The sequence below is a fragment of the Rhodococcus sp. WB9 genome (assembly GCF_007558985.1).
In the GTDB taxonomy this organism is placed as follows: domain Bacteria; phylum Actinomycetota; class Actinomycetes; order Mycobacteriales; family Mycobacteriaceae; genus Rhodococcus_F; species Rhodococcus_F opacus.
The window spans coordinates 6,460,157-6,486,855 of record NZ_CP041769.1 but is presented as its reverse complement, the minus strand read 5'-3'; the positions used below and the strand labels follow the sequence as shown (position 1 = coordinate 6,486,855).

Here is a 26,699-nt window from a genome sequence, read left to right as displayed (position 1 = left end):
GATGACCAATTTTTCCGGACTGACCGAGGACGTGGCTCGGGAGGCCGTCGAGTTGGCTCGCCCGTCGATCGAGAACCTCTCCCACGGATCTCCGGGGCATCTCGTCATGCTCCGGCCAGGCGTCGCCCCCACCGACGACGCGGAGTTGCCCGTCGTCTTCCGCTGTAGCTGGGGTGAGCAGACGGACTGGACCGGGCCGTACGACGTGATTGCCGAGTCGAAGGCTCGGATCAGCTGGACCACCGGACTGCCGTCGCACGCCGTTCAGCAGCTGCATCCCTATCTGTACCAGCACGGTTGGACCAAGTGGGGTGGCAGCGCGGTGGGCGAGGGCGGGCTGGTCGTGGCGTACAGCGGCGACAAGTGGTTCCACGACCAGTTCTATTCGGAGTTGGTCGTGGCGGCGATCAAGGTCGTGTGCCTTCGCGAGATGGACTCCGTGATGCGCGACCCGAGCACCCTGTTCCTCGGCAACGGAAGCGAGAATCCATGAAGGTGAACGACACTCGGACGTTCGGGCGCGCAGGGTTCGACGTGACGCTGCTCGGCTACGGCGGTGCGCCCATCGGCAACATCTTCCGACCGGTCCCCGAGGCGGAGGCGCAGGCGCAGATCGCCGAGGCGTGGGACATGGGGGTGCGTTCGTTCGACACCGCACCCATGTACGGGCACGGGCTGTCCGAGCACCGGGTGGGCCATGCACTGCTGACGAGGGACCGCGACGACTACGTGTTGTCCACGAAGGTGGGGCGCACGTTGACGCCCGCGCGCCGTGGGTCGTTCGACACCGGAATCTGGGTGGACACCCCGCCGTTCCGGGCCGACTTCGACTACTCGTACGACGCGGTCCTGCGGCAGGTGGACGACAGCCTGCAGCGCATGTGCCAGGACAGATTCGACATCCTCTACGTGCACGACGTCGACCGGTACACGCACGGCGACGCCCAGCCCGCGCGGTTCGCGGAAGCGCTCGAGGGTGCGTTCCCCGCGCTGATCCGGTTGCGGGAGGAGGGCGTGGTCCGGGCGATCGGCGTCGGGGTCAACGAGGCCGACGTCGTCGTCGACGCCCTCGAACGCGTCGATCTCGACTGCGTCCTCCTCGCGGGAAGATACACCCTGCTCGAGCAGGATCCGGTGAAGGACCTGTTGCCGCTCGCAGTGGAGCGCGACGTCGCGATCGTGCTCGGCGGTGTGTTCAATTCGGGCATCCTGGCCACCGGCGCGGTGCCCGGCGCCAAGTTCAACTATCAGCCCGCACCCGAAGAGGTGCTGAGCCGGGTGCGCGACATCGAGAAGCACTGCGAGCGTCATCGGGTTCCGTTGGCGGCCGCCTCGATTCAGTTCGCGGCCGCGCATCCGGCGGTGCGGGAACTTCTGCTGGGCGCACGGAACTGCGAGCAGTTGCGGCAGAACGCGGCCTGGCTCGAACACCCGATCCCGGCCGAATTCTGGGATGACCTGCGCGCCGCGGGACTGATCCTGGAGGAGGCGCCCACTCCGTCCTGACCGCCGGTCACATCGTGTACGGAGCGGTTGCGTTCTGTAGCTCCTCGAGAAAGTCGGAGGGCACCGTCGGCCACTCCGGCCGCCAGTTGCCGGCCAGCTGATCTGCCCGGAGATCCGCGACCAGGGCGACTACGAGGGGGCCACCGTCGGGAAGCACGCGGTGGAGTCCGCGTGCCGCGCAGATCGAGGCGATGGAGGCGAGGGTCTGCTTCGCCTCGTCGTCGCGGCCCGCGGCGGCGAGGCACGCCACCCGGAGGCGCTCGGCCAGCAGGTAGGCGCGGTTGCGGCCGGTGCCGGCCAGTCGATCGGTCCACTCCTGCGCCCAGGTGCACGCCAGCTCGATGTTCTCGCGCGCCCCGGTGGCGAGCAGCATCCGGATCGCGGTGGTCTCCTCGACCTGCGCGACAATCTCGTCGATGCCCGACACCGGGCGCCGCCTGTCTTCGTGTGAGATCGGGTTCGGTGCCCCCAGGGCGGGATGCGGGGTGATGCCGAGCCGCCGGCGTTCGTTCTCGATGCGGGCCCGCAGGCGGGCGAGGGAGTAGGTCTCGGCCACCTCGAGTCCGGCGTGCAGGCGTGTCGTCGCCTCCTCGCGGTCACCCCGCAGCGCCTTGACGTGAGCGCCGGTCACGAAGCGGGCGACCTTGAAGTCCACCCCACCGGTCTCGACGGCGAGGGTGTATCCGTCGTCGAGGAGACGTTCGGCTTCTTCGACGTCCCCACGTTCGTAGAGCACCTCACCGAGCAGCGACCCCGCGAGCCGGGCGGACGGGGCTCGCGGCCCGCCCAGTTTCCGTCCGGCTCGCCGGGCCCGCCGGAAGCGGTCGACGGCGTCGTCGACGTCGAGCTGCTCGTAGGACGCGACACCCAGATAGCTCTGACCGTGAACGACGTTGTGCGGTCCCGTGTTCCGCTCGTAGTAGGGCCGGGCCACTTCCTGGATCCTGCGCACCTCCGCGAAGTCGAAGCGGTACACGGCGGCGAATGTGGTGACGTTGAACGCGGCGCACACCACCCACGGGGACATTGTCTCCGGCCGCGCCAGGCAGTCGGCGGCGAGTTCGTCGATCCGGCCGCTGCGGTCGTTGCGTAGTTCGGCCACCGCACGGACGACGCCCGCCTCCGCCCGCAGATCCGCCGTGTCGCTCGCGCTCGCGCCGCTGTGGTCGAGTGCCCATTCGGCTCGCTCGAGCGCGCGTTCGGCGGCCATGGTCCGGTTCGCCATCGCGTGCGCCCACGCGGTCGTGACCTGCAACCGGGCGCTCGCGGCGACGAGCGCCGGTGGCAGCTTGTCGACCACCGCCGACAACGTCGCCGCCTGGGACTGCTCGAGCAGTATCAGTCCGTCCGCTTCGACGAGTTCCACCGCGCGTTGCTCTTCGCCGCCGGCGATGGCGTGGTCGACGGCCTCGCGGAGCAGACTGTGGTCGCAGAACCAGCGGGACGCGACGCGGTGCAGTTCCCGGACGCGGTCGGGTTGGTCGCGTTCGAGCCGGCGGCGCAGGAACTCGGCGAACAGGGTGTGGTAGCGGAACCACGTTCGCTCGTCGTCGATGTGGCGCAGGAACAGGTCCCGGTCCTCGGCGGCCTCGAGCATCGCCTGCCCACGCGCGGTGTGTGCGAGGGCGCCTGCGAGACTGCCGCACGTGCGTTCGGTGATCGAGGTGGCCAGCAGGAAATCGAGCATCTCGGGTTCGAGGGTGTCGAGGACGTTCTCGGCGAGGAATTCGCCGATCGCGTGGTGGCGGCCGGACAGTCCGGCGATCAGCTCGGAGGGATCCGCTCGCCCGCGCAGCGACAACGACGCCAGTTGGAGCGCCGCCACCCACCCGTCGGTGGAGTCGCGGAGCTCGGTGACGTCCTCGGTGTCGAGGGGCAGGCCACCGAGGTCGACGAGGAACGACCGGGCTTCGGAATCGTCGAAACGCAGTTCGGAGTAGTCGATTTCGACGAGTTCGTCCTTGACGCGCATGCGGCTCATCGGCAGCCCGGCCCTGGTCCGGCTCGTCACCACGACCTGCAGGTGGTGACACCCGTTGTCGAGGAGGAACTCCAGTGCGGCGATCGTCGCGGGCTCGGACACCCGCTGCCAGTCGTCGATGATCAGGGCGATCCGTTCGCCGCTCTCGTGGATCTGGTTGACGAGCGAGGTGAGCACGTAGCGTTCGGCCTCGTCGTCGTGCTCTTCGAGGACCTGGCCGAGTTCCTTGGCCAGGTTGGGGCGCACGCGGCGGATCGCCTCGATGAGGTGGGCGACGAACCAGACCACGTTGTCGTCGTCGCTGTCGACGGTGAGCCACGCGACGGCCACGCCCTCGTCGGCGAGGACGTTCCGCCACTGGGCGGCGAGGGTGCTCTTGCCGAATCCAGTGGGGCCGTGGATCACGGTCAGCAGGCGTCGGCGTCCGGCCCGCAGCAGGTCGATCAGCCGGTTCCGCTCGACGAGCTGACGGGTCGCGGCGGGCGGCCGGAACCGGGTGGCCGGCGCGGGCGGCGGCGTCGACGCATATCGCGCCCGTCCCGTCGTGGAGGTCCGGAACGGACCGGAGATGGTCGAGACCGCCCCGGGCGAGGCGTCCTCGACGTGGTGGACCCCGGCGTCGACGGGCATCGCCATCTCGTCCACGGCCAGTCCGTGGTGGCGTTCTACCTCCCGCAGTTCGTCCCCGAACGCGGCGGCGGACGCGGGGCGATCCTGCGGTTTACCGGACATCGCCCGCTGGATCACGGCGCTGAGGTCCTCGGGGAAACCCTCCGTCCGCAGGTCCGGGACAGGCTGGGTGGTGATCCGCAGGAACTGCGCGATCACCTCCTCGCCGTTGTGCCGTTCGAAGGCCGCGTGCCCGGTGATCGCGCTGAACAGGGTCGCACCGAGGCTGTACACGTCGGAGGCGGCGGTCGGGGTCCGCCCCGACAGAACCTCGGGAGCGGTAAAAGCTGGGGAGCCGGTGACGGTGCCCGCAGTCGTCTCGAACGCCCCCGACATCCGCGCGATCCCGAAATCGGTGAGCTGCGGTTCGCCGTACTCCGTCAGCAGGATGTTTCCCGGTTTGACGTCTCGGTGCAGGATGCCCACCCGGTGCGCGGTTTCGAGTGCACCGGCAAGTTTCACCCCGATACGCAGGGCGTCGCTCCAGGGGATGGGCCCGCGCCTGCGGATCTGCGCGTCCAGCGAGTCGTGGGGATGGAACTGCATCACGATGTACGGCCGGCCGGTGTCGGTCGTCCCGACCTGCATGATGTTGACGATGTGCGGGTGGCCGCTCAGCCGGCCCATGGCGCGCTGCTCCCGCAGGAACCGTTCGAGGTTCTCGGCATCGAGCGCCGCGGTGAGGACCTTGACCGCCACGGTTCGATCGAGTTCCGGTTGGGCACACCGGTAGACCACCCCGAACCCACCGTGCCCGATCTCCCTGGCATCCTCGAGACCGACCGCGGACAGCTCGGTTGCGAGTGTTTTCGACACCGACTCACGCTGGGTGGCGAGCGGGTCAAAATCGGTCATTCCACCACCTCTTCGCTCGTCATCGAGCATATCGCGGTACGCGTGACCCCGAGGCCGGACAATCGAGCGATGCCACACGTGCGGAGAATCGTGGATCTGTCACACACCATCGGTCCGGGGATGCAGGTGTATCCCGGCGACCCGGTGCCGACGCTGATCCGGCACTGCACCCTCGAACGCGACGGCTACAACGTGCTGGACGTCAGGATCGGTTCGCAGTCCGGGACGCACGTCGACGCCCCGGCGCATCTGAAGGCGGGGGCCGCGACCGTCGACCGGCTGGCGCCGGAGCTGTTCGTCGGACGTGGCGTCGTGTTCGACCTGCGCGGGCTCGTTGCGCGGCAGCGAATTACCCGCGACCTCATCGTGTCCCGGGCGGAGGACGCCGGGCCGGGCGACATCGCCGTGTTCCATACCGGGTGGTCTCGCCACTACGGAACGGATGCCTACTACACACATCCGTTCCTCGACCCCGCGGCGTGCGCGCTGCTGCTCGACCGGGGAGTGCGGACGTTCTGCCTCGATGCCCCGAGCATCGACGAGACGCCGGACGGGGCGCACGCCGACGCCGGATACCCGGTTCACCACCTGATCGCCGACGCAGGCGGAGTGATCGGCGAGAATCTGTGCCGGCTCGACCGGATCGACTTCCCCGACCCGCTCCTCAGCCTCCTGCCGATCGCCTTGGAGGCCGGCGACGGAGCCCCCACCCGGGCAGTGGCGATCGAGCTGGCCGACTAGTCGCGCTCAGCCGCCGGCCACGGACTGCAGGATCTGCAGTTCCTGCCCGGGCGCCACCTCGGTGCCGACCCCGCCGAGGAGCCGGACGTCCTCGCCGTCCACGTAGACGTTGACGTACCGCCGCAGGGCGCCGGTCTCGTCGCGAATCCGGCGGCCGAGAATCGGGAACTCGCCCGCGAGAACGTCGAGCACGTGGGACAGCGGCGAGGCGGTGTCGAGGGGCACGTGTACGGACCGTTCACCGCCGACGATCGACGCCAGCGCCCGCGGAACCCGCACGGTGACGCCCTCACTCATGACGCGATCACTGCGGCCCGCACGCACAGGACGTCGGGCAGATGCGCCGCGACCGTGCCGAACGAGGCGCCCTCGTCGGCGCTCCCGTACACCTCGCCGCCGCGCGTGCCGAAATACACGCCGACCGGGTCGCCGGTGTCCACTGCGGCGGCGTCCCGGAGCACCACGTTGTAGTCGCGTTCCGGTAGTCCGCTGTCGAGGCGGGTCCAGCTGTTCCCGGCGTCCTCGCTCCGGTAGACGGCCGGCCGGCCGTCGGGTGGGATTCGTTCACGGTCCGCCTCGATCGGAACGACCCAGATGGTTCCCTCGCGGCGCGGGTGGGTGAGCATCACGAATCCGAAGTCCGTCGGCAGCCCGTCCGCGATCGACTTCCACGTGTCACCGCTATCGTCGGTGCGGTAGACGCCGTGATGGTTCTGGGCGTACAGCCGGTCGGGGGCGACGGCGTCGCGGGCGATCTTGTGGACGCACTGACCGAACTCCGGGTTCGGGTCCGGCAGGAAGTAGGCCGTGATCCCGGTGTTGCGCGGCTCCCAGGACGCTCCCCCGTCCGTGGTGCGGTAGACCCCTCCGGTGCTCATCGCGACATGCACCGTGTTCGCATCCTGTGGATGTGGTACGACGGAATGCGCTGCGGCGCCGCCGTATCCGGCTCCCCACTCCGGGCGGTGCGGATGGTCCCACAGCCCGCGTTCGAGGTCGAAATGCTCGCCGCCGTCGACCGACCGCCACACCGAGATGGGTTCGCACCCCGCCCACACGACGCCCGGACGGTCGTCCGTGTCGGGCCGGAGCTGCCACACCCGCTCGAGCGCGGCGCCGTCACCGTCGCCGAAGCGGATGGCGCCGTGATCCGGTTCGGTCCAGGTGGCACCCAGGTCGTCGGAGTGCGCGACGGTGGGACCCCAGTGCTCGGACCGGACCCCGACCAGAATGCGGGTGCGGCCGGCCCGCGTGTCGATCCCGATACTCGGAATCTCGTTCATCAGGAAGTGCGGGCCGGACAACGCCCAGGTGGCGCGGTCGCGGCTGGTGGCCAGCCACAGGCCCTTCTTCGTTCCGATCGCGACCAGGACGGTGTCGGGTGCGCTCATGAATCCATCGGACCACTCGGCCCAGCAGTTGGCAACGACGGAGCGGGAACTCTCAGCGGGCGGGCCCGTGCCCGATCCGCGCCCGCAGGTGGCTCAGTGCCCGGTGCTGGGCGACGCGGACGGCGCCCGGTGTGGTGTCCAGGACCCGTGCGGTCTGCTCGGCCGACATTCCCACGATGACGCGCATGAAGAGGATCTGCTGGTGCCGGACCGGAAGGGTCTCGACGAGCTGGCCCATCTCGCCGCGCAGTTCACCGCGCAGGATGTGATGCTCGGGGCCATCCTCGACGTCCGCCACGTGGTGTGCGGCGGCGGCGCGCGCGGTCTGCGGCACGGACAACCGGGTGGCGCGGCGCCGCGCGTCGGACACCTTGTGCGCGGCGATGCCGAAGATGAACGACAGCAACGATTTTCCCTGGTTCTCGTACGTCCGCAGGGCGCTCATCAACGCGAGGCACACGTCCTGGGTGACGTCGTCGGCGGTGGTGTGCGGGTGATCCACCGACTCGAGCCGGCTCGTGCAGTAGCGGTGCACGAGGGGGTGCGCAATGCGGAGAACCTCTTCGACGGCGTCCTCGTCGCCCTTCGCTGCGTGCGGCGCGAGGCGTTCCAACTCGGCTCTGGCGTCCAACTCGATCATGGTGTTCTCCCTGTTCCTGGTGCTGCATCCAGCCTCGGGGGAACGCGCGATAGTCGATAGGCACCGAAGGGTGCGGAAGTCCCCACCCCGGCTAGGACTCCATAGCGGGATCTAGGACACGCGCTAGATGAGCGCAGATTCGGCAACAGAGGTTGTTACCTTCGTGGCCATGGACCCTGTCCGTAACCCTTATGCGCCCGGCGCGGGACAGCGCCCGCCGGAGCTCGCGGGCCGAACCAGGCAGCTCGACGCGTTCGACGTGGTGCTCGAGCGGATCGCGCGCGGTCGCCCGGAACGCAGTGTGATGCTCACGGGTCTGCGTGGCGTCGGGAAGACGGTCCTGCTGAACCACCTGCGGTCGGCCGCCATCTCGCGGCGGTGGGGAACGGGGAAGATCGAGGCCCGACCGGATCAGGATCTGCGGCGGCCGCTGTCGTCGGCGTTGCACATGGCGGTTCGGGAGATCGCGGGCTCGCACCGCGACCCCGACCGGGTGGAGGAGTTCCTCGGCGTCCTGAAGTCGTTCGCCCTGCGGGCGACGGCCGACAAGGGCATGCGGGAGCGGTGGCAGCCGGGCATCGACGCCCCCGCGGTGAAGGGGCGCGCCGATTCCGGGGACATCGAGATCGACCTGGTCGAACTGCTGCTCGACGCGTCGTCCCTGGCCCGCGACGTCGGGGTCGGGATCGCATTGTTCATCGACGAGATGCAGGACCTCGGCGCCGCGGACGTCTCGGCGGTGTGCGGGGCCTGCCACGAGCTCAGCCAGGACGCGGCGCCGCTGATCGTGGTCGGGGCCGGATTGCCGCACCTGCCCGCGGTGCTGTCGGCGTCCAAGAGTTACTCGGAGCGGCTGTTCAGCTACCACCGCATCGACCGGCTGGACCGGGTGTCGGCCGACCGGGCGTTGATCGCGCCCGCCGAGCGGGAGGATGTGAAGTTCACGGACGAGGCGCTCGACGCGTTGTACGCCGCGGCCGACGGCTACCCCTATTTCGTCCAGGCCTACGGCAAGGCGACGTGGGACGTGGCCGCGGCCAGCCCGATCACCGAGGAGGACGTGCGGGTGGCCGCGCCGACCGCGGAGGAGGAACTCGCGGTCGGGTTCTTCGGGTCGCGGTACGAGCGCGCGACACCTGCCGAGCGGGAGTACATGCGGGCGATGGCCGACCTCTCCGGGGACGACGGGCCGGTCGCCACGTCGGCGATCGCCTCCGAGCTCGGCCGCAAACCCGCGTCGCTGTCACCGGCGCGGGACGGGCTGATCAAGAAGGGCCTGATTTATTCGGCCGAGCGCGGGTCGATCGGATTCACCGTGCCGCACTTCGGCAAGTACCTGCGGGCGCAGCACGACTAGCGGAATCTAGCTCTCTCTACGAATTTGCGTAGAAAGCCGAAGATTGTCCTGTCGAGTGCCGGACGTGTTCCGGGCGCTGGCCCTCGCCGTGGCTCCGGCGCATCCTGGAGGTACGACGAAGGGATCAGCGATGTCGGACACTGTCGCCCGAAAGGTCATCGGTGCACACCTCCTCGACGGCCGGATGGAACCGGGCGAGGAGATCTCGATCCGGATCGACCAGACGCTCACCCAGGACGCCACCGGAACCCTGGTGATGCAGGAACTCGAGGCGCTCCACCTCGATCGCATCAAGACCGAGTTGAGCGCGCAATACGTCGACCACAATCTGCTGCAGGCCGACGAGAAGAACGCCGAGGACCACGAGTTCCTCCGCACCGCCGCCCTGCGGTACGGGTTGTGGTTCTCGAAGCCGGGCAACGGGGTCTCTCATCCCACCCACATGCAGCGCTTCGGCGTCCCGGGCAAGACCATGGTCGGGTCCGACTCGCACACACCGGCGGCGGGCTCGCTGGGCATGCTCGCGATCGGCGTCGGTGGGCTCGAGGTCGCCATGGCGATCGCGGGTCAGCCCCTGCACCTGCGGATGCCTCAGATCTGGGGCGTGGAGTTGACCGGCCGGCTCCCCGACTGGAGTTCGGCGAAGGACGTCATCCTCGAGATGCTCCGCCGCCACGGGGTCAAGGGCGGGCTCAACAGAATCATCGAATATCACGGTGAGGGGCTCGCGACGTTGACGGCGATGGATCGTCACGTGATCGCGAACATGGGCGCCGAACTGGGCGCCACGACGTCCATCTTTCCCGCCGACGACGCCGTCCGCGATTTCCTGCGCGCCGAGGGCAGGGAAGGCGACTTCGTGGAACTGCTCGCCGATGCGGGCGCGGAATACGACGTGCACGAACACCTCGACCTGTCGACGATCGAGCCGCTGATCGCGAAACCGTCTTCGCCGGGAAACGTGGTGCCGGTCCGGGAGGTCGCGGGTGAGGACGTCAGCCAGGTGGTGATCGGGTCGTCCGCCAACCCCGGGCTGCGCGACTTCGCGATCGCTGCGGCCATGGTGTCGGGGAGGCAGACCGACCCGAGCGTGAGCTTCGACGTCAATCCGAGTTCGCGGGAGATCCTTTCCGATCTGACCAAGATGGGCGCCACGCTCGCACTCGTCGTGGCAGGCGCGCGAATTCATCAATCCGGGTGCATGGGCTGCATCGGCATGGGCCAGGCGCCGGCGACCGGCCGGAATTCCCTCCGGACGATGCCCCGCAATTTCCCGGGTCGTTCGGGCACCCGTGACGATTCCGTGTGGCTGTGTTCACCCGAGACGGCGGCCGCGTCGGCTCTCACCGGGGTGATCACCGACCCGCGGGACTGGGCGGAGAAAGCGGGGATGCCGTACCCGGAGATCACCCTTCCGGACGAGGCCACCGTCAACACGGCCATGCTGGTGGCTCCGCTGCCGGAAGAGGAAGCGCGGCACGTCGAACTCGTGAAGGGGCCCAACATCTCGTCCCTGCCCGAGTTTCCGCCCCTGCCCGACCGCATCGAGGCACCGGTTCTTCTCAAGGTCGGTGACAACATCTCCACCGACGAGATCTCTCCGGCCGGGGCGCGGGCCCTGCCGTTCCGTTCCAACATTCCCAAGCTGTCCCGGTTCACGTTCACCCAGGTGGACGAGACCTATCCGGCGCGCGCGGAGGAGACGGCGAAGACCACCGGGCATTTCATCGTCGGCGGTGACAACTACGGGCAGGGGTCCTCGCGTGAGCACGCCGCGATCACCCCGCGCTACCTCGGGTTGCACGCGGTGATCGCCACCTCGTTCGCTCGTATCCACTGGCAGAACCTCGCCAACTTCGGTGTACTCGCGCTCGAATTCGAGAACCCGGACGACTACGACACGATCCGGCAGGACGACGTACTCGTGCTCGACGGGGTCCGGGACGCCATTCGTTCCGGCCCCCACCTGACCCTGTTCGACTCGACCCGTGACGTGGAGATCCCAGTGCGTCACCGGCTGTCCCCACGTCAGGTCGACGACGTGCTCGCGGGCGGATTGATTCCACAGCTGGCACGCAGGGAGTGATCAGCCGGTCGCCGTACACTCGGCGCCGATGAATGGAATTGAATCGCTGTGGGAGCGCATGAGCGCCGTCAGCCCCGCGCCGGCTCCTTGGATCGTTCAGGTCACGGCGGTGGTGGCGGTGATACTCGTCCTCGAACCGCACGCCTGGCGAGTCACCCGCAACGTGGTGACCATCGTGCACGAGGGCGCGCATCTGGTGGTCGCCCTGCTGTTCGGTCGAACGCTGAAGGGGGTGCGGCTGCACTCGGACACATCGGGTGTGGCCATCTCGTCCGGTAAACCGACCGGGCTCGGTGTGGTCCTCATGACGTTCGCCGGCTACGTGGGTCCTGCCGTTCTGGGGCTCGGCGCGGCCCGCGTGCTGGGTACCCAGCACGCGGTCGCGGTGCTGTGGATCGGTGTCGTCGCTCTCGCAGCCATGCTGATCCTCGTCCGAAACCTGTACGGGTTGTTCTCCCTCACGGTGGTCGGGGCGCTGCTGTTCGGAATCGTGTGGTTCGGGACGCAGGACCAGCAGGTGGCCGCGGCGTATCTGATCACCCTGTTCATGCTCGTCGCCGCGCCGCGCCCGGTCCTCGAACTGCAGCGGCAACGGGCCCGCGGCGCGGCCCCGGAGTCGGATGCGGATCAGCTGGCGCGACTCACCCGCGTGCCCGGCATCGTCTGGGTGGGTCTGTCCCTACTCGTGACGCTGGGCTGTCTCGCGCTGGGTGGCTGGTGGATTCTTCGTCCCGTCAGTGGCTGACGCGCCCGCGAGGTATTCGGCCAGGATCGGTCCGATGACGGCCAGCGCGTCCGGGTCGGTCATCCGCGCGTGAGGGCGGTCGACTGTGTGCGCGATGACGTCCCCGTCGATCCACGGCCGCCACGTCGTACTCGCCGGCACGGGCTGGGATCCGTCCCCGGCCGCGCCGAAGAACACAAGGTTGCCGTCGAAGTGTCCCGGAACGAAGTCGGCGGCAGCGTCGACGACGTCGACGTAGTCCTCGTACAACCGGGTCAGCTGCTCGGGCCCGAGCTGCTCCGACGCCCCGCCGCCGAATTCTGTGAGCAGTTCCGGCAGTGTCGGTGCCGGGCTGTCCCGCTCCGCCGACGCGTAGCTGTCGATCATCGCGAGCACACGCACCTCCTCGCCGAGCGACCGCAGCTCGACGGCCATCGCGTGCGCGATCACGCCACCCACCGAGTACCCGAGCAGGTGGTACGGCCCCCGCGGTTGCACACGGCGGATCTCCTCCACGTATCGATGGGCCCGCTGTGTGATCGACGAAAACCGTTCGCCGGGCACGGTCACGGCGGGGGACTGCACACCCCAGACGGGGCGGTCGGGGCCGAGATGCGTACTCAATCCCGCGTAGCACCAGGCCAACCCGACGGCCGGATGAATGCAGAACAGCGGCTCGCGTCCGCCGTCAGGATGCAGCGGCAGCAGCACCCCGAGTCCGGCGGAGGTGTCGGAGGCCGCGGCGAAACTCGACGAGATTCGCCCGGCGATGCTCTCCGCGGTCGCGTCCGCGAAGAACCATTCGAGCCGGACCTCGACCCGAGTCGTGGCGTGCAGTCGGGACGCAGCCCTGGTCGCGGACAGTGAGTTGCCGCCCAGTTCGAAGAAATTGTCGTCCAGCCCCACCAGACCTGTGCCGAGAGTGTCCGCGAACACCGCGGTGACCAGTTTCTCGGTGCGGGTCGTCGGGGGACGGAACCGCTGCGCCCGTGGCACACCCGGATCCGGAAGCGCCCGTCGATCCAGCTTGCCGTGGGGTGTGGACGGCAGCGCCCCCAGCACCACGATCTGGTTGGGCACCATGTACCGGGGCAGTCGCTGCGCCAGTTCCGCCGACACAGCACGGGTATCCACCACCATGTCCGGCCGCGGCACGACGTAGCCGACCAGCCGGACGCCGGTGGCGGCTGATTCGTACACGGCCGCCGCGGAGTGCGCGACGGCGGCATCGCGTCGCAGTGCCGTCTCGATCTCTTCGAGTTCGACGCGCTGACCGCGGATCTTCACCTGGAGATCGCGCCGGCCGAGGTAGTCGATCGTGCCGTCTCGGCGACGACTCACCACGTCGCCGGTGCGGTACATCCGTTGACCGGGCGGTCCCCACGGATTGGCCGGGAATCGGGAGGCCGTCACCCCCGGTTGTCCGAGATAGCCGCGCGCCAACTGGGCACCCGCCAGGTAGAGCTCACCCGGAACGCCGACGGGCACCGGATGCAGCCGCGAATCCAGCACGAGCACGCCGACGCCGTTCTGCGGCACGCCGATCGGGACGGTCGCGTCCACCGTGCCGACGACCGTGCGGGTCACCGCGACCGCCGTCTCGGTCGGGCCGTACTCGTTGTACAGCGTCGCGTCCGGGCACCGCGCGTGGAAACTGTGTGCCGTGCCGGGCGGCAGGACCTCGCCACCACACGACACCTGCCGCAGTGACGTCAGGTCCGCGTCGGGGATCGCCAGGATCTCGGCCAGCATGAGGGGAAGGAAGTATGCTGCGGTCACCCGGTGCCGTCCGACCAGCTCGGCGAGATGCCGCGGGTCGCGGTGACCGTCCGGTCGAGCGATCACCAGCCGCGCACCGGCGATCAGCGGCCACCAGAATTCGCGGACCGAGGCGTCGAACGTGTACTGCAACTTGAGCATCACCGTGTCGTCCGCGCCGAGCGGGTCGGTGTCCTGACGCCAACTCAGGAAGCTCACGACGGCCGCATGGGTCACGACGACCCCCTTGGGGGTACCCGTCGATCCCGACGTGTGGATCACGTACGCGGGGTTCTGCGCCCGCAGGGGCGCGATCCGGTCCAGATCGGAGATCGGCGACGGATCGATACCGGAGAGGTCCAGTCGGTCGACGACGACGAGTTGTGTCTCCGTGGGCAGGACGTCGGAGAGGTCGAACCGGTCGCGCTCGGTGGTGAGGACGACGCGTGTGTCCGAGGACCGGATGATCTGGGCATTGCGCTGCGCGGGCTGATCGGGGTCGATCGGCACGTACGCCCCTCCTGTTTTCGATACGGCATACATTCCGACGAGGAGGTCGACCGAGCGACGAATCGCCAGTCCCACCATGGACTCCGGGCCGACGCCGGCGCCGATCAGGTGGCGGGCCAGTCGATTCACGTGCTCGTCGAGTTCACGGTAGGTGAGCGCACGATCTCCGGAGACGACGGCGGTCGCGTCCGGCGAACCGGCGACCTGCCGCGCGAACAGATCGACGAGGGTCTCCCCGGAGGACGGCACCGCAGTGGGGACATCCGGGTCCGGATCGAGAAGGGCGAGGTCGCCGACGGCCGTATCCGGTTGTGCGACGGCCTCGCTCAACGTCCGGATGAAACGTTCGCCGATGGTCACGACGGTGTGGTGGTCGAACAGATCGGTGGCGTACGTGAACACCGCCGCACGCCGGGTGCGGTCCGTCGACGGGTCCGGATCGGCGGTCACGGTGAGTTGCAGGTCGAATCGGGCCGACCGGGTAGGGGGAGTCATCGCCGACACCCGCAGTCCGGGCAGGATGAGCGCGGTGTGGTCGAGGTTCTGGAACGACAGGGCCACCTGGAACAGCGGATTGCGTGCGCGTGACCGGGCGGGATCGAGGACCTCGACCACGGTCTCGAACGGAACGGTGGAGTGCGCGAACGCGTCCAGGTCGTCCTCCCGCACGCGGCCGAGCAGTTCCGCGAAGCTTTCCGCGGGAATCACCTCGGTGCGCAGGACCAGGTTGTTGACGAACATGCCCACCAGGTCGTCGAGGGCCTGGTCCCCGCGTCCCGCGACGGGGGTGCCGATCACGATGTCGGTGGATCCGCCGAGCCTCGCGAGGAGCACCGCGAATACCGCGTGCACGACCATGAACGGGGTGACGGCAAGGGCCGTAGCGGTGTGCTCGACCGCACGGTAGAGCACGTCGTCGAGCGCGAACTCGACTGTGCCGCCGCGGTGCGACGCGACCGCGGGATGTGGCCGGTCGGCGGGGAGGGACAGCTGTTCCGGCGCATCCGACAACGTCTCCTTCCAATACGACAGTTGCTGCGCGGCAACGGATTGTGGATCGTCGCGGTCGCCCAGCAGTTCGTGATGCCACAGGGTGTAGTCCGTGTACTGGACGGGAAGTTCGGCCCACCGGGGCGCCTGGCCCGAAACCCGCGCCTCGTAGGCGGTCATCACGTCGCGGACGAGCAGCGGCACCGAGAACCCGTCCGCGCTGATGTGATGGACCATGACGGCGAGCACCCACTCGTCGGGGGCGAGGGCGAACAGCCGGGCACGGATCGGCGGTTCGGCGCCCAGGGCGAAACCCTTCGACGCGAACGTCGCAACCCGCGCGGCGACGTCGCCGCGGGACACGGGTGTCGGACTGAGAGTGGGAGCGGCCCGCGACACCGGGACCAACTGCTGGTACGCCACACCGTCACTGTCGGGGTAGAGGGTGCGCAGCGGTTCGTGACGGCCCACCACGTCCGCGACGGCCGCGGTGAGGGCGGCGACGTCGAGTGTTCCGTTGAGCCGCAACGCCATCGGGATGTTGTATTCGGGGGATCCGGGTGCGAGGCGGGCGAGGAACCACAATCGTTGTTGCGCCGGCGACAGCGGCACGCGGGCCGGGCGCGGACGCACGGTCAGGGCGACGTGCGTCGCGCCGTCGGTCTGCTCGGTGACGGCCGCAGCGAGCGCGGAGACGGTCGGCGAGTCGAACACTGCACGTACCGGCACCGTCGTCTCCAGCGCGGCACCGATCCGGGACGCAACGCGCGTGGCGGACAGGGAACTGCCGCCCAGGGCGAAGAAGTTCTCGTCCCGCCCCACGAGGTCGAGTCCGAGCACCTCGGCGAACGCTGTCGCCACCACCCGTTCGGCGGGCGTGTGCGGGGCCTCGAACTCGGTTGCCGCAGGAGCGGGGTCGGGCAGCGCCGAGCGGTCCAGTTTCCCGTTGGCGGTGAGCGGGACGGCGTCCACCACGACCACGATCGCGGGCACCAGCGGGGTCGGCAGGCGCGTCGCCGCGTAGCGGATCAGCTGATCCGGATCGACCGTCTCGTTCCGAGCAGGCAGCACGTACGACACGAGAACCTCGACGCCGTCCCGGAGTTCACGCACATCCGTCGCCGCGAATCTCACGGCCGGATGGGTGAGGAGTGTGGCGTCGACCTCGCCGAGTTCGATTCGGACGCCGCGCAGTTCGATCTGCGAGTCGTTGCGGTACAGATACTCGATCGACCCGTCGCGACGCCGACGACCCACATCGCCCGTCCGGTACATCCGCTCCCCGGCTGTGCCGAACGGGGAGGCGACGAAGCGCGCGGCGGTCAGCGCGGGCCTGCGATGGTAGCCGCGGGCGACACCCGGCCCGCAGATGTAGAGTTCGCCGGCCACTCCCGTCGGAACCGGGTGCAGCCGCAAATCCAGCAGGAGTACGGCGGCGCCGCGGACCGGGCGGCCGATGGTGACCGGCCCGCCGGCCGCCAAGGGATCACTGATACTCGTCATGACCGTCGTCTCGGTCGGACCGTATCCGTTGAACATCTGCGCCTGCTCGGCCCACACCGCCGCGAGTTCCGGCGGGCAGGGTTCGCCGCCCACCACGACGACCCGCAGGTCGTGCAGGCCGCGCGGGTCGACCGTCGCCAGAACCGTCGGTGTGGTGAACACGTGGCTGACCCGCTCGCGGGCCAGCAGGTCCGTGAGTTGGTTCTCACCCTGGACCATCGGTGGTGCGAGCACCATGCAGGCGCCCGCACCGAGCGCGAGCAGTATCTCCAGCACCGCGCCGTCGAAGCTGGGAGACGAAGCGTGCAGCGTGCGCGACGACGCCGTCACCGAATACCGATCCCGCTGTTCCGCCGTGAAGTCGGCGAGACCGGTGTGGGTGACCACCACTCCCTTGGGGTTTCCCGTCGAACCGGACGTGTAGACCACGTACGCCGGATGGCGCGCATCCAGCGGCCGAGAGCGGTCGGCATAGGTGACCGGAGCCGAAGACCAACCGCGACATTCGGTTCGGAAGTCCGGGTCGTCGAGCACCAACCAGTTCGTACCGTCCGGCAGGGCCTCGCGGTCCGCGACGGTGGTCAGCCCGAGGGCGGCGCCGGAGTCGTCCATCAGATACCGGACCCGCGCGGCGGGGTAGTGCGGGTCGACGGGCACGAACGCGGCACCCGTCTTCGCGACGGCCCACACGGAGACGACGGACAGGACGGACCGCGGCAGACCGAGCGCCACGAGTGCCTCGGGTCCCACCCCGCGCCGCATCAGGGCGCGGGCAAGCCGATTCGACTCGGCGTCGAGTTCGCGATACGTCATCGACCGGCCGTCCGCCGTCAGCGCCGACCCTCCCGGATTCCGCCGGACGGCGGCGGACATCAGGTCGGGCAGTGTGCATTGCAGCAACGACGGCGGTCCGTCGTGCCGCGCCTGCTGCTCCGCGGGGTCCCGCATGTCGATGTCGCCGACCACGACGGACGGGTGTGCGAGCGCCGCCCGCAGAATGCGCCGGAACCGGTCCGCGAATCCCGCGACCGTGGCGTCGTCGAACAGATCGGTGGCGTACGTGAAGACGCACGACAGTGGCCCCGGGCCGCCTGCGTCGTCGACCGATTCGGTGACGGTGAGCTGGAGGTCGAATTTCGCTGTGTGCGTCTTGATCTCGACGATCTCGGCGGACACCTGCGACAGGTCGATCACGACCGGCACCGTGTTGTGATAGGCGAGCGCAAGCTGGAACAGCGGATTGCGACTGCGGGACCGAGCGGGCGCGACCGCCTCCACGACCTCCTCGAACGAGACGTCCGCGTGGGCGTACGCGGCGAGATCGACGTTCCGCACGTGGGTGAGTGTGTCGGCGAACGTGGTGTGCAGCGAGACATCTGTCCGTAGCACCAGTGTGTTGACGAACATCCCGACGAGGTCGTCGAGTACGCGGGGCCCGCGTCCCGCGATCGGCGCGCCGACGACGATGTCCGACGTGTCGCCGAGCCTGGCCGCGAGGACGGCCAGCGCCGCGTGCACCACCATGAACGGAGTGGCGTCGTGCGTCCGCGCGAGAGCACGAATCCGCCGATGAATCTCGGCGTCGATGGTGAACTCGGCGTTCGCGCCGCGGTGCGTCGCGACGGGCGGGCGGGCACGGTCGAACGGCAGGGGGAGTAACTCGGGCAACCCGGACAGCGTCTGCGTCCAATACGTCAGGCCCCGCTGCCCGTCCTGCAGTTCACGCTGCCAGATGGCGTAGTCGGCGTAGCGGACGGGCAGTGGCGTCCAGCCCGGGGAGTCGCCCTCCGCCCGGGCGCGATACGCCGCCATCACATCCCGGGCGAGTGGTCCCAGCGAGAACCCGTCCGCACTGATGTGATGGACGACGAGAGTCAGCACCCACTCGTCGGCGTTCACCGCGAGAAGCTCGGTGCGAACCGGGGGTTCAGCGGTGAGGTCGAACCCCGCCGACAGCAGGTCGCGGACCCGGGCGATCGGGTCCGTCGTCCTCCGGACCGTGCACGCCGGCACGGCGGAGGCGGGGAGAACGTGCTGGCAGGGGATCCCGTCGTGTTCGGGATACACGGTGCGCAGGGGTTCGTGTCGTTCGATCACGTCACCCACCGCCGCACACAGAGCCGATTCGTCGAGCGTGCCGGTGAGGCGGAGCACGACGGGAATGCTGTCGGTGGCCGAGCGTCCGTCGAGCCGGTTCAGGAACCACACACGCTGCTGCGCCAGGGACAGCGGCACGTGCGCGGTCGGGGCGCGGCGGACCAGGAGCGCCCGCTCGATCTCGTGCGTTCGTTTCGCGAGATACTCCGACAGTTCCGCGACCGTCGGGTGGTCGAACAGTTCGCGGATGTCGACGGAGGTTCCCAGCGCCGCTCCGACGCGGGAGACGGCCTGCGCCGCGGTCAGCGAGTTTCCGCCCGCCGCAAAGAAGTTGTCGTTCCGGCCCACCCGGCCGGTGCCGGTGACCTCCGCGAACACGAACGCGACCACGTCCTCGATGGGGGTGGCGGGCGGATCGGACGCAGACTGCGCGGGCACCGGTTCCGGTAGGGCGGCGCGATCCAGCTTCCCGCTGGTGGTGAGGGGCAGCGCCGGGAGCGGGACGACGGCGGAGGGAATCATGTAGGCCGGGAGCAGACCGGTGAGACGGTCGACGATCCGGCCTTCGTCCGGCGGCACACCGTCCGCGGGCACGACGTAGGCGATCAGCCGGTCTCCCGCTTCCGGGTCGCGGTGCACCGTGACCGCCGCGTGTGTCACCGCCGGGTCGGACGTGAGTGCGGACTCGATCTCGCCGGGTTCGATGCGTTGGCCGCGGAGTTTGATCTGGAAGTCGCTGCGGCCGAGATACTCGAGCCGGCCCGATTCGTTCCACCGCACCACGTCGCCGGTGCGGTACATCCGGCCGCCCGTTCCGCCGACGGGATCGGCGACGAAGCGTTCGGCGGTCAGATCGGGGCGTCCGGCATACCCCCGCGCCAAGTGCCCACCGGCAAGGTACAACTCGCCCCTCGTCCCGACCGGCACCGGTCGGAGCCGGCTGTCGAGTACATACGTACGTATGTTGTGAATGGGGCGGCCGATGGCGACCGCGGTGCCGAACTCGTTGCCGTCGACCGACTCCGAGGTGGCCGCAGCCGCCTCGCACGGGCCGTACCAGTTGTACAGCGCGGCGCTGCCGCGTTCCCTGAATCGCGATGCCGTCGCCGCGGACAGGGGCTCTCCGGCCGAGTACACGCGGCGCAGCGTCGAGAGTGCCCGCGGCCCGCACTGCTCCAGGAAGGCATCGAGCATCGACGGTACGACGTGGAGAGTGGTGATCGACTCCTGCGCGACGATCCGCGCGAGGTAGCGGGGGTCGCGGTGTCCGTCGGGTGCGGCGATCACCACCCGTGCACCGGTGTGCAAGGGCCACAGCAGTTCCCACGCGGAGATGTCGAAGGTGAGCGGGGTCTTGTGCAGTACCGCATCGGAACCGTCGAGCGGCGTCAGTGTCTGCGCCCAGCGGAACTGGTTCACCATCATCTCGTGGGTCACCGTCACGCCCTTGGGCCGTCCGGTGGAACCGGACGTGTAGACGACGTATGCGGCGTTCGCCGGATGCAGTGCTGCGCGTCGCTCGGAATCCGTGATCGGTCGGGGGCTGTACCCGGTGGCGTCGAGCACGTCGAGATCCACGACGGCGACTCCGTCGGGGACCGTGCGATTCCGGCAACCGGACGTGAGGACCAGTGTTGGTGCGGCCGAGTCGATGACGAGTGCAGTGCGTTCGGGCGGCTGCTCGGGGTCGACGGGCACGTAGGCGCCGCCGGCCTTCAGCACCGCGTGCAGCGCGACGAGAAGCTCGATCGAGCGGGGAGCCGCGACACCGACGACGGTTTCCGGTCCGACTCCCTTCGCTACGAGATACCGGGCGAGCCGGTTCGCCCGTGCGTCGAACTCCGCGTACGTCAGTCGATCCGGGCCGAAGACCACCGCCACGGCGCCGGGGGAGCGCTCGACCTGTGCGTCGAACACGTCCACCAGGGTCTGCGAGGGCACCGGGGCGTCCGTCGCGTTCCAGGTGCGCAGAACCCGCTCGCGCTCCTGCTCGCCGAGAAGATCGAGCCTGCCGAGGACGACGTGCGGATCCCTGCCGATGCACTCGAGGACGCGGCCGGCCCGCGCGAGCAGGGCCGCCCCGTCGTACCGGCGTGACCGGCACTTCACTGTCAGCCGCAGGGTCCGGGACACCGTCGCCGCCAGCGTCACGGCGTAGTGCGAGGCATCGTGTGCGCGGACCCCGTCCAGGGTGAGTCCGTCGACGGGTTCCGGCAGCGCGCTGCGGTCCACGGGGTACGACTCGAACGCGACCAGCGTGTCGAACAGCGGCGTCACGCCGACTGCCCGCTGGATGTCTGCGAGGCCCAGATGGTGATGTTCCAGGAGACGGATGTGATCGGCGTGCAGGCAGCCGAGCAGTGTGGCGGTATCGATGCCGGGATCCAGCGGGATCCGCACGGGCACGGTGTTGACGAACAATCCCACCGCACTCTCCACCCCGGCGACGTCCGCGGGCCTGCCGGACACGGTCGCGCCGATCACGACGTCGTCCCGGGCGGTCGCCTGCCCGAGGACCATTCCCCAGGCCGCCTGAACGATCGTGCTCAGCGTGACGCCGAGCTCGGTCGCGCGGGCCGTCAGCTTTCGGGTGTCCTCCTCGCTCAGCTCCAGCACCGTCTCCGACGTGGTGGGGGTGGGTTCGGCCGGCGCGGCGGGCTCGGTGATGCCGTCGAGTGCCGAGGCCCACGCCCGCGCCGAGGTTTCGATGTCCCGCTCCGCCAGCCATTTCAGGAAGTCGCGGTACGGGCTCGAATCCGGCGGCTCGGTGCGGACGTCGTCGCGTTGGTAGGCGGTGAAGATTTCGCGCACCAGCAACGGCATCGACCAGCCGTCCAGCACGATGTGGTGAGCGGTGATCGCCAGTTCGGCGCGGTTCGGCCCTCGCGACAGCAGGGTGAACCGAATCAGCGGCGGGGCGGACATGTCGAAGCGGGCGGTGCGGTCGCCCTGCAGGATCTCCTCGGCAACCTCGCCCGTGTCGCCGTCTGTGAGCTCGACCTGCCGCCACCGCAACGGCACGTCGTCGAGCACGAGTTGCACCGGGACGCCGCGACTGTCGCGCACGAACGCGGTGCGCAGGTTCGCGTGCCCCGCGAGGACGGCGATGCATGCGCGCCGGAGTCGATCCTGATCGAGGTGTCCGGACAGGGTCAGGACCACCTGCATCGCATACGGGTCGGCGTCCGCGCCCGCGAGTGCCGCGTGGAACAGCAGGCCCGACTGCAACGGCGTCAGCGGCCACACGTCGAGTAGACCCGGCCGGTCCCGCTCCCACTCGACGATGTCGTTCGGGTCCACGGCGACGAGCGGCAGATCGGAGGGGGTGAGCCCACCGGCGTGCGGAGAACGGGCCACCGTGGCGAGGGCTGTCAGTGCCTGCTCCCACAAATCGGCCAGCGCCCGCACGTCCTCGGACGCGATCGCACCCGTCGGGTATGCGAAGGTGGCGTCGAGGACGCCGTGGGTGGTGAACGCGGTGATGTCGATCAGCGCGGTGACCGGCATCGACGGTTCCGCCGACGAGAACACGGCGGTGCCCTCCCGCACCGGGCGCCACTCGCGTTCGGTATCCGCGGTATCGAGACGACCGAGGTAGTTGAAGGCGACCTGGCCGATGCCGTCTCCCGGAAGCCGCAGCAGCCCGTAGCCGATGCCCTTGTCGGGCACCGCACGCAATTGTTCCTTGACGGACTTGATCGCAGTGCTCGCGGAGCGCCCGCCCGCGAACGCCTCGTCCAGATCGACGTCCCCGAGGTCGAGGCGGATCGGGAAGATGCTGGTGAACCACCCGACTGTGCGGGAGAGATCGGCGCCGTGGAGCACCGCTTCCTCGCGGCCGTGCCCCTCGAGCCGGATCACCGGCGCGATGGCCGGTCGTCCCCGCCGGCGCTGCCACTGGGCGAGGGCGAGGGAGAGGGCGGTGAGCAGTGCGTCGTTGACCTCGCACCGGAAGGCGGCTGTGAGGTCGGTCAGCAACGAGTGCGTGACGGCTGCAGGCACTTCCGTGTGGACCCGATCCACGGTGGAATTCACGTCACGCCGCGCGTCGAGTGGGCGGGTGCCGAGCGGCGGATCCTCGCCGGCAGTCATGGTGCGCCAGAACGACAGCTCGGACAGCCGGCCCGGCCGCTGCGCCTCCTCGATCAGGCCGTGCGACCACCGGCGCAGGGAGGTGCCGATCGGTGCGAGAGTGGGCGGTACCCCCGCCGTTACCTGCGCCCACGCTGCGGCGAGATCACCGATCAGGATTCGCCACGAGACCCCGTCGATCACCAGGTGATGGGCGACGAGGAGGAGCCGCCCGCGGCGGGTGGTGTCGCCTGGTCCGGGATCGAGCCACACGCATTGCATCATCACGCCCGCAGTAGGATTCAACCGGCGGATCGCGGCTCCGTGTTCGTCCCTCGTTCGCGGCGCCGGGTCGGCGTCGGCGGGCAGCGGAACCCGCAGGATCGTGTCCTCCGGCAGCGGTGCGCCTGCCGGTCTTACGGTGAGAAACGCCGTCCCGTCCGAGCCGCGCACGAGGTGCGTTCGCAGTGCGTCGTGCCGCTCGATGACGGCGGCGATCACCGTGTGCAATCTCTCCGCATCCATGCCCCGTGGCAGTTCCACCACCACGGCCTGTGCGTACCGGTCGACGACGCCGGCCCGGTCGAACAGGAATCGGGCGGCCGGGGTGAGCGGCATGTCGCCGACCCCGCCGCCGGGGAGTTCTTCGAGCACCGATCTGTCGATGTCGTTTCCGGCGACTTGGCCGAGACGGGCGATCGTTCGCTGCTCGAACACGTCACGCGGAGTGAACGAGATTCCCGCACTCCGTGCCCGGGAGGCCAACTGGATCGCCATGATGCTGTCGCCGCCGAGCGCGAAGAACGACTCGTCCACACCGAAATCGGACGTCCCGAGGATGTCGGCGTAGAGGGTGTGGAGTGTGCGTTCGCGCTCACTGCCGGGGGCGGTCCGGGAACGGGACCGGAGGCCGTGGCCGGGGAGAGCAAAGCGGTCCAGCTTGCCAGACGGGGTCAGCGGAATGTGGGAGAGCACGACGACGGCGGCCGGCACGAGATGCGGGGGCAGTGCGGCGGTGAGGAACGACAGCAGCTCCTGCTCGGTCGCGGTGTCGGCGCCCACCACATACGACACGAGCTGATCACCGGCCGCCTGCGAGCGAATCACGGTGACGGCGAATCGCACCGCCGGATGCCGGCGGAGCGTCACGTCGATCTCGCCCGGCTCGACGCGCAGGCCCCGGATGTTCACCTGTTCGTCGCTGCGTCCGAGGTATTCGAGTTCGTGGTCGCGGGTCCAGCGGACCGTGTCGCCGGTGCGGTACACGCGGGTGCCCGGTGGTCCGTACGGGTCGGCGACGAACCGTTCCGACGTCTGCCGGGCGTTGCGGTGGTACCCGCGGGCCAGGGCGGTCCCCGCGACGTACAGTTCGCCGACCACACCGACGGGGACCGGACGGAGCCGGTGGTCGAGGACCACGGCCCTCGTTCCGTGGATCGGCCGGCCGATGGTGACCGGTCCGGACTCGGCGAGAGGCTCGCTGACGGTCGCCATGACGGTGGTCTCGGCCGGACCGTACGCGTCGATCATCCGGCATCGGGACGCCCACCGAGACAACAGTTCCGGTGGACACGTCTCACCGGCGACGACGAGTGTGCGCAGCAGCAGACCTCCGACCTCGCCGGGTTTCATCGACGCCAGGACCGACGGGGTGATCACCGCGTGGGTGACGTGTTCGGTGGTCATCAGCTGCGCCAGTAGGGATCCACCGAACACCGCGGGCGGGGCGATGACGAGAGCAGCGCCGGAGCCGAACGCCATCAGCATCTCGAAGACGGAGGCGTCGAAGCTCGGCGACGCGACATGCAGAACCCTCGCCGCACTGTCGAGGTCGAGTCGGGTGCGTTGCGCGGAGACCAGATTGGCGAGCCCGCGGTGCGTGACCACGACTCCCTTGGGGACGCCGGTCGATCCGGACGTGTAGACGAGGTAGGCGGCGTCGTCGAGTCGTATTGCCGGCGTGGGGAAATCGTGGACGTTCGAGTTGCCTGCCTCGTCGAGCAGTAGCCACTCGATGCTGCCCGGCAATGTGGTTGCGTACTCCGCGGAGGTCAACCCGACTGCCGCGTGGGAGTCGTCGAGCATGTGCCGAACACGGGGGACCGGGTAGTTCGGATCCACCGGAAGGAAGGCGGCCCCCGTTTTGGCGACGGCCCAGACCGCGCAAACGTAGTCGGAGGACCGGGGCAGAGCCACCGCGACGATGTCGCCGGACCCGACGCCGGACCGTGCCAGCGTCGCAGCGATCCGATCCGATCGCCCGTCGAGTTCGCGGTAGCTGATCGTGCGGCCGGCGCCGACGACGGCGGTCGCGTCCGGATGCTGTGCGGCGGTGCGGAACACGTCGGCGAGCGTGACCGGGACGCTGTCGGGCGGTCCGGGGAAGGGGACCAACGCCGCGGTTTCGTTCTCCGTGAGGACCGGGAGTTCCCCGATCGGGTGGGCGGCATCGGCGTCGAGGAAGTGCCGGAAGTACCGCAGGAATCTCGTGTGGTGTCCCTCGAGCTCGTCCTGCGAATACAGTCGCGGGTTCGCCTTGAAATCGAGGTGCACACGTCCGCGGGGACCGTACCGGTACAGGTTCACCAGGAGGTCTTCGATCGGACCCGACGACAGCACATGCAATTGGCTCCGCAGCGAACCGAGTTCCAACTCCTCGGGGAACAGCATGATGTTGACGGCGGGGCCGAACAGTCGCGGCCCGGACAGGGCGCTTCCCAGGTCTGCGCGGATGTCCTCGTGCCGGTACCGCTGATGCCGCAGGGCACCCGACATCACGAGGCGCGTGCGGGACACCAGATCGCCGATGGTCGCCGTCCCCGCGGACGTGATGCGCAGCGGCACCACGTTGGACACCATGCCGCCGGACCGGCGCAGCGCCGCCGTCGTGCGGGCCGACACCGGGAGACTGAGAGTGACGTCGTCCTCACCGGTCATTCGCGCCAGATAGCCCGCGACCGCGCAGACGGTAAGCGTCGCAGGATTGACTCCGTGCGCTGCCGCGCACTTCTCGAGCTGGTCGACGACCTCGGTGGTCAACGTTCCTCCAACGTCCCGGGAACCGGCGGTCGCAGGGGCGGAGCCGCGCACGAGGGTGCTCGCGCGGGTGACACCGCGCATCGTCTCGGTCCAGTACTCCCGGTCGGACTCCCGGCGGGCGGAGTTGCGGTAGTCGGTCTCGAGTTCGTGGATGCGCCGAAGACCGACGGGCCTGCTCGCGGGTGGCGGCAGTCCATGCACCGCGGCGGTGTAGAGCGCGGCGATCCGGTAGAGCATCGTGACGGACCCGAAACCGTCCATCGCGATGTGGTGGGCGCGCGAATACCAGAAGTAGTGGTCGTGTCCGACGTGGAGAAGGAACGAGACGGTCAGGCGGTCACGCTGGACGTCGATCGGATTGGCGGTTTCGGTGCGCATCCACGCGTGCGCCGCCGCCTCCGGATCCGGCGTGTCACGGAAGTCGAGGTAGCCGACGGGAGCGTCCAGGCTCGGTTCCACCCATTGCAGCGGTTGCCCGTCGACCTCGGAGATCTGCAGGAAGAACGACTCGAACTCGGCGGCCGCTCGGACACACGCAGAAGTCAGCACGCTTCGGTCGAGATCGCCGTGGATGTCGACGTACTGGGCGACCGACACCGGAACCGTGGGGTCGACGTGCTGCGCGAGCCACATCCCCGTTTGCGCGGGTGACAGGGGGAACGCGCGCGCCGACGAGTCTCCGGGACCAACCGAGGTCGGTGAACTCATCGCTGACTTCTCTCACGCATACGTCCCCGCACGACGCTGCTTGCTGGGGTGCCTCCATTCAGGAGTCTGCCCC

At 69.3% G+C, this 26,699-nt stretch carries 11 protein-coding genes; 6 read left to right on the top strand and 5 right to left on the bottom strand.

Features of this window, described 5'->3' with window-relative positions; translation table 11 throughout:
* Window position 1 precedes the first annotated feature (1 nt).
* Entirely contained in the window at window positions 2–493 is a 492-nt protein-coding gene (locus tag FND50_RS30235) for a hypothetical protein (protein ID WP_144288135.1), read from the top strand.
* Window positions 490–1,506 carry an aldo/keto reductase gene (locus FND50_RS30230; protein WP_144288134.1) on the top strand — a complete coding sequence of 339 codons (1,017 nt, stop codon included), beginning with the start codon at window positions 490–492 and terminating at the stop codon, window positions 1,504–1,506. Before FND50_RS30235 ends, FND50_RS30230 begins: the two co-directional genes overlap by 4 nt.
* Window positions 1,507–1,513: 7 nt before the next feature.
* On the opposite strand, the gene FND50_RS30225 is transcribed toward FND50_RS30230, so the two are convergent.
* Window positions 1,514–5,011, bottom strand: a complete 3,498-nt coding sequence (locus FND50_RS30225) for a serine/threonine-protein kinase (RefSeq protein ID WP_144288133.1) — start codon at window positions 5,009–5,011, stop codon at window positions 1,514–1,516.
* A gap of 69 nt (window positions 5,012–5,080) precedes the next feature.
* Between FND50_RS30225 and FND50_RS30220 the strand changes: the two genes are divergently transcribed.
* Complete coding sequence (locus FND50_RS30220; RefSeq protein WP_144288132.1) at window positions 5,081–5,752, top strand: cyclase family protein; 672 nt, start codon at window positions 5,081–5,083, stop codon at window positions 5,750–5,752.
* 6 nt (window positions 5,753–5,758) lie between these two features.
* On the opposite strand, the gene FND50_RS30215 is transcribed toward FND50_RS30220, so the two are convergent.
* Genes FND50_RS30215 through shbA form a run of 3 tightly spaced genes read right to left on the bottom strand, consistent with a single transcriptional unit; the run spans window position 5,759 to window position 7,783 of the window.
* A complete protein-coding gene (locus FND50_RS30215) occupies window positions 5,759–6,049 on the bottom strand; it encodes a MoaD/ThiS family protein (protein WP_007297691.1) in 291 nt (96 codons plus the stop codon).
* Window positions 6,046–7,143 (bottom strand): exo-alpha-sialidase, encoded by a 1,098-nt coding sequence (locus FND50_RS30210; protein WP_144288131.1) that lies wholly within the window; start codon window positions 7,141–7,143, stop codon window positions 6,046–6,048. The genes FND50_RS30215 and FND50_RS30210 overlap by 4 nt, the downstream gene beginning before the upstream one ends.
* A 52-nt stretch (window positions 7,144–7,195) precedes the next feature.
* Window positions 7,196–7,783 (bottom strand): RNA polymerase sigma factor ShbA, encoded by a 588-nt coding sequence (shbA, locus tag FND50_RS30205; protein ID WP_144288130.1) that lies wholly within the window; start codon window positions 7,781–7,783, stop codon window positions 7,196–7,198.
* A 169-nt stretch (window positions 7,784–7,952) separates the two neighbouring features.
* On the opposite strand from shbA, the gene FND50_RS30200 reads away from it, so the two are divergent.
* The 3 genes from FND50_RS30200 (at window position 7,953) to FND50_RS30190 (ending at window position 11,971) form a co-directional block, all read left to right on the top strand.
* Window positions 7,953–9,140 (top strand): AAA family ATPase, encoded by a 1,188-nt coding sequence (locus FND50_RS30200; protein ID WP_005258779.1) that lies wholly within the window; start codon window positions 7,953–7,955, stop codon window positions 9,138–9,140.
* A gap of 130 nt (window positions 9,141–9,270) precedes the next feature.
* A complete protein-coding gene (locus FND50_RS30195) occupies window positions 9,271–11,226 on the top strand; it encodes an aconitate hydratase (protein ID WP_144288129.1) in 1,956 nt (651 codons plus the stop codon).
* A gap of 28 nt (window positions 11,227–11,254) precedes the next feature.
* Complete coding sequence (locus FND50_RS30190; protein WP_144288128.1) at window positions 11,255–11,971, top strand: M50 family metallopeptidase; 717 nt, start codon at window positions 11,255–11,257, stop codon at window positions 11,969–11,971.
* On the opposite strand, the gene FND50_RS30185 is transcribed toward FND50_RS30190, so the two are convergent.
* Window positions 11,906–26,626, bottom strand: coding sequence for a non-ribosomal peptide synthetase (locus FND50_RS30185; RefSeq protein ID WP_144288127.1), 14,721 nt, complete (start codon window positions 26,624–26,626; stop codon window positions 11,906–11,908). The two genes, FND50_RS30190 and FND50_RS30185, sit on opposite strands and share 66 nt — an antisense overlap.
* Window positions 26,627–26,699 lie beyond the last annotated feature (73 nt).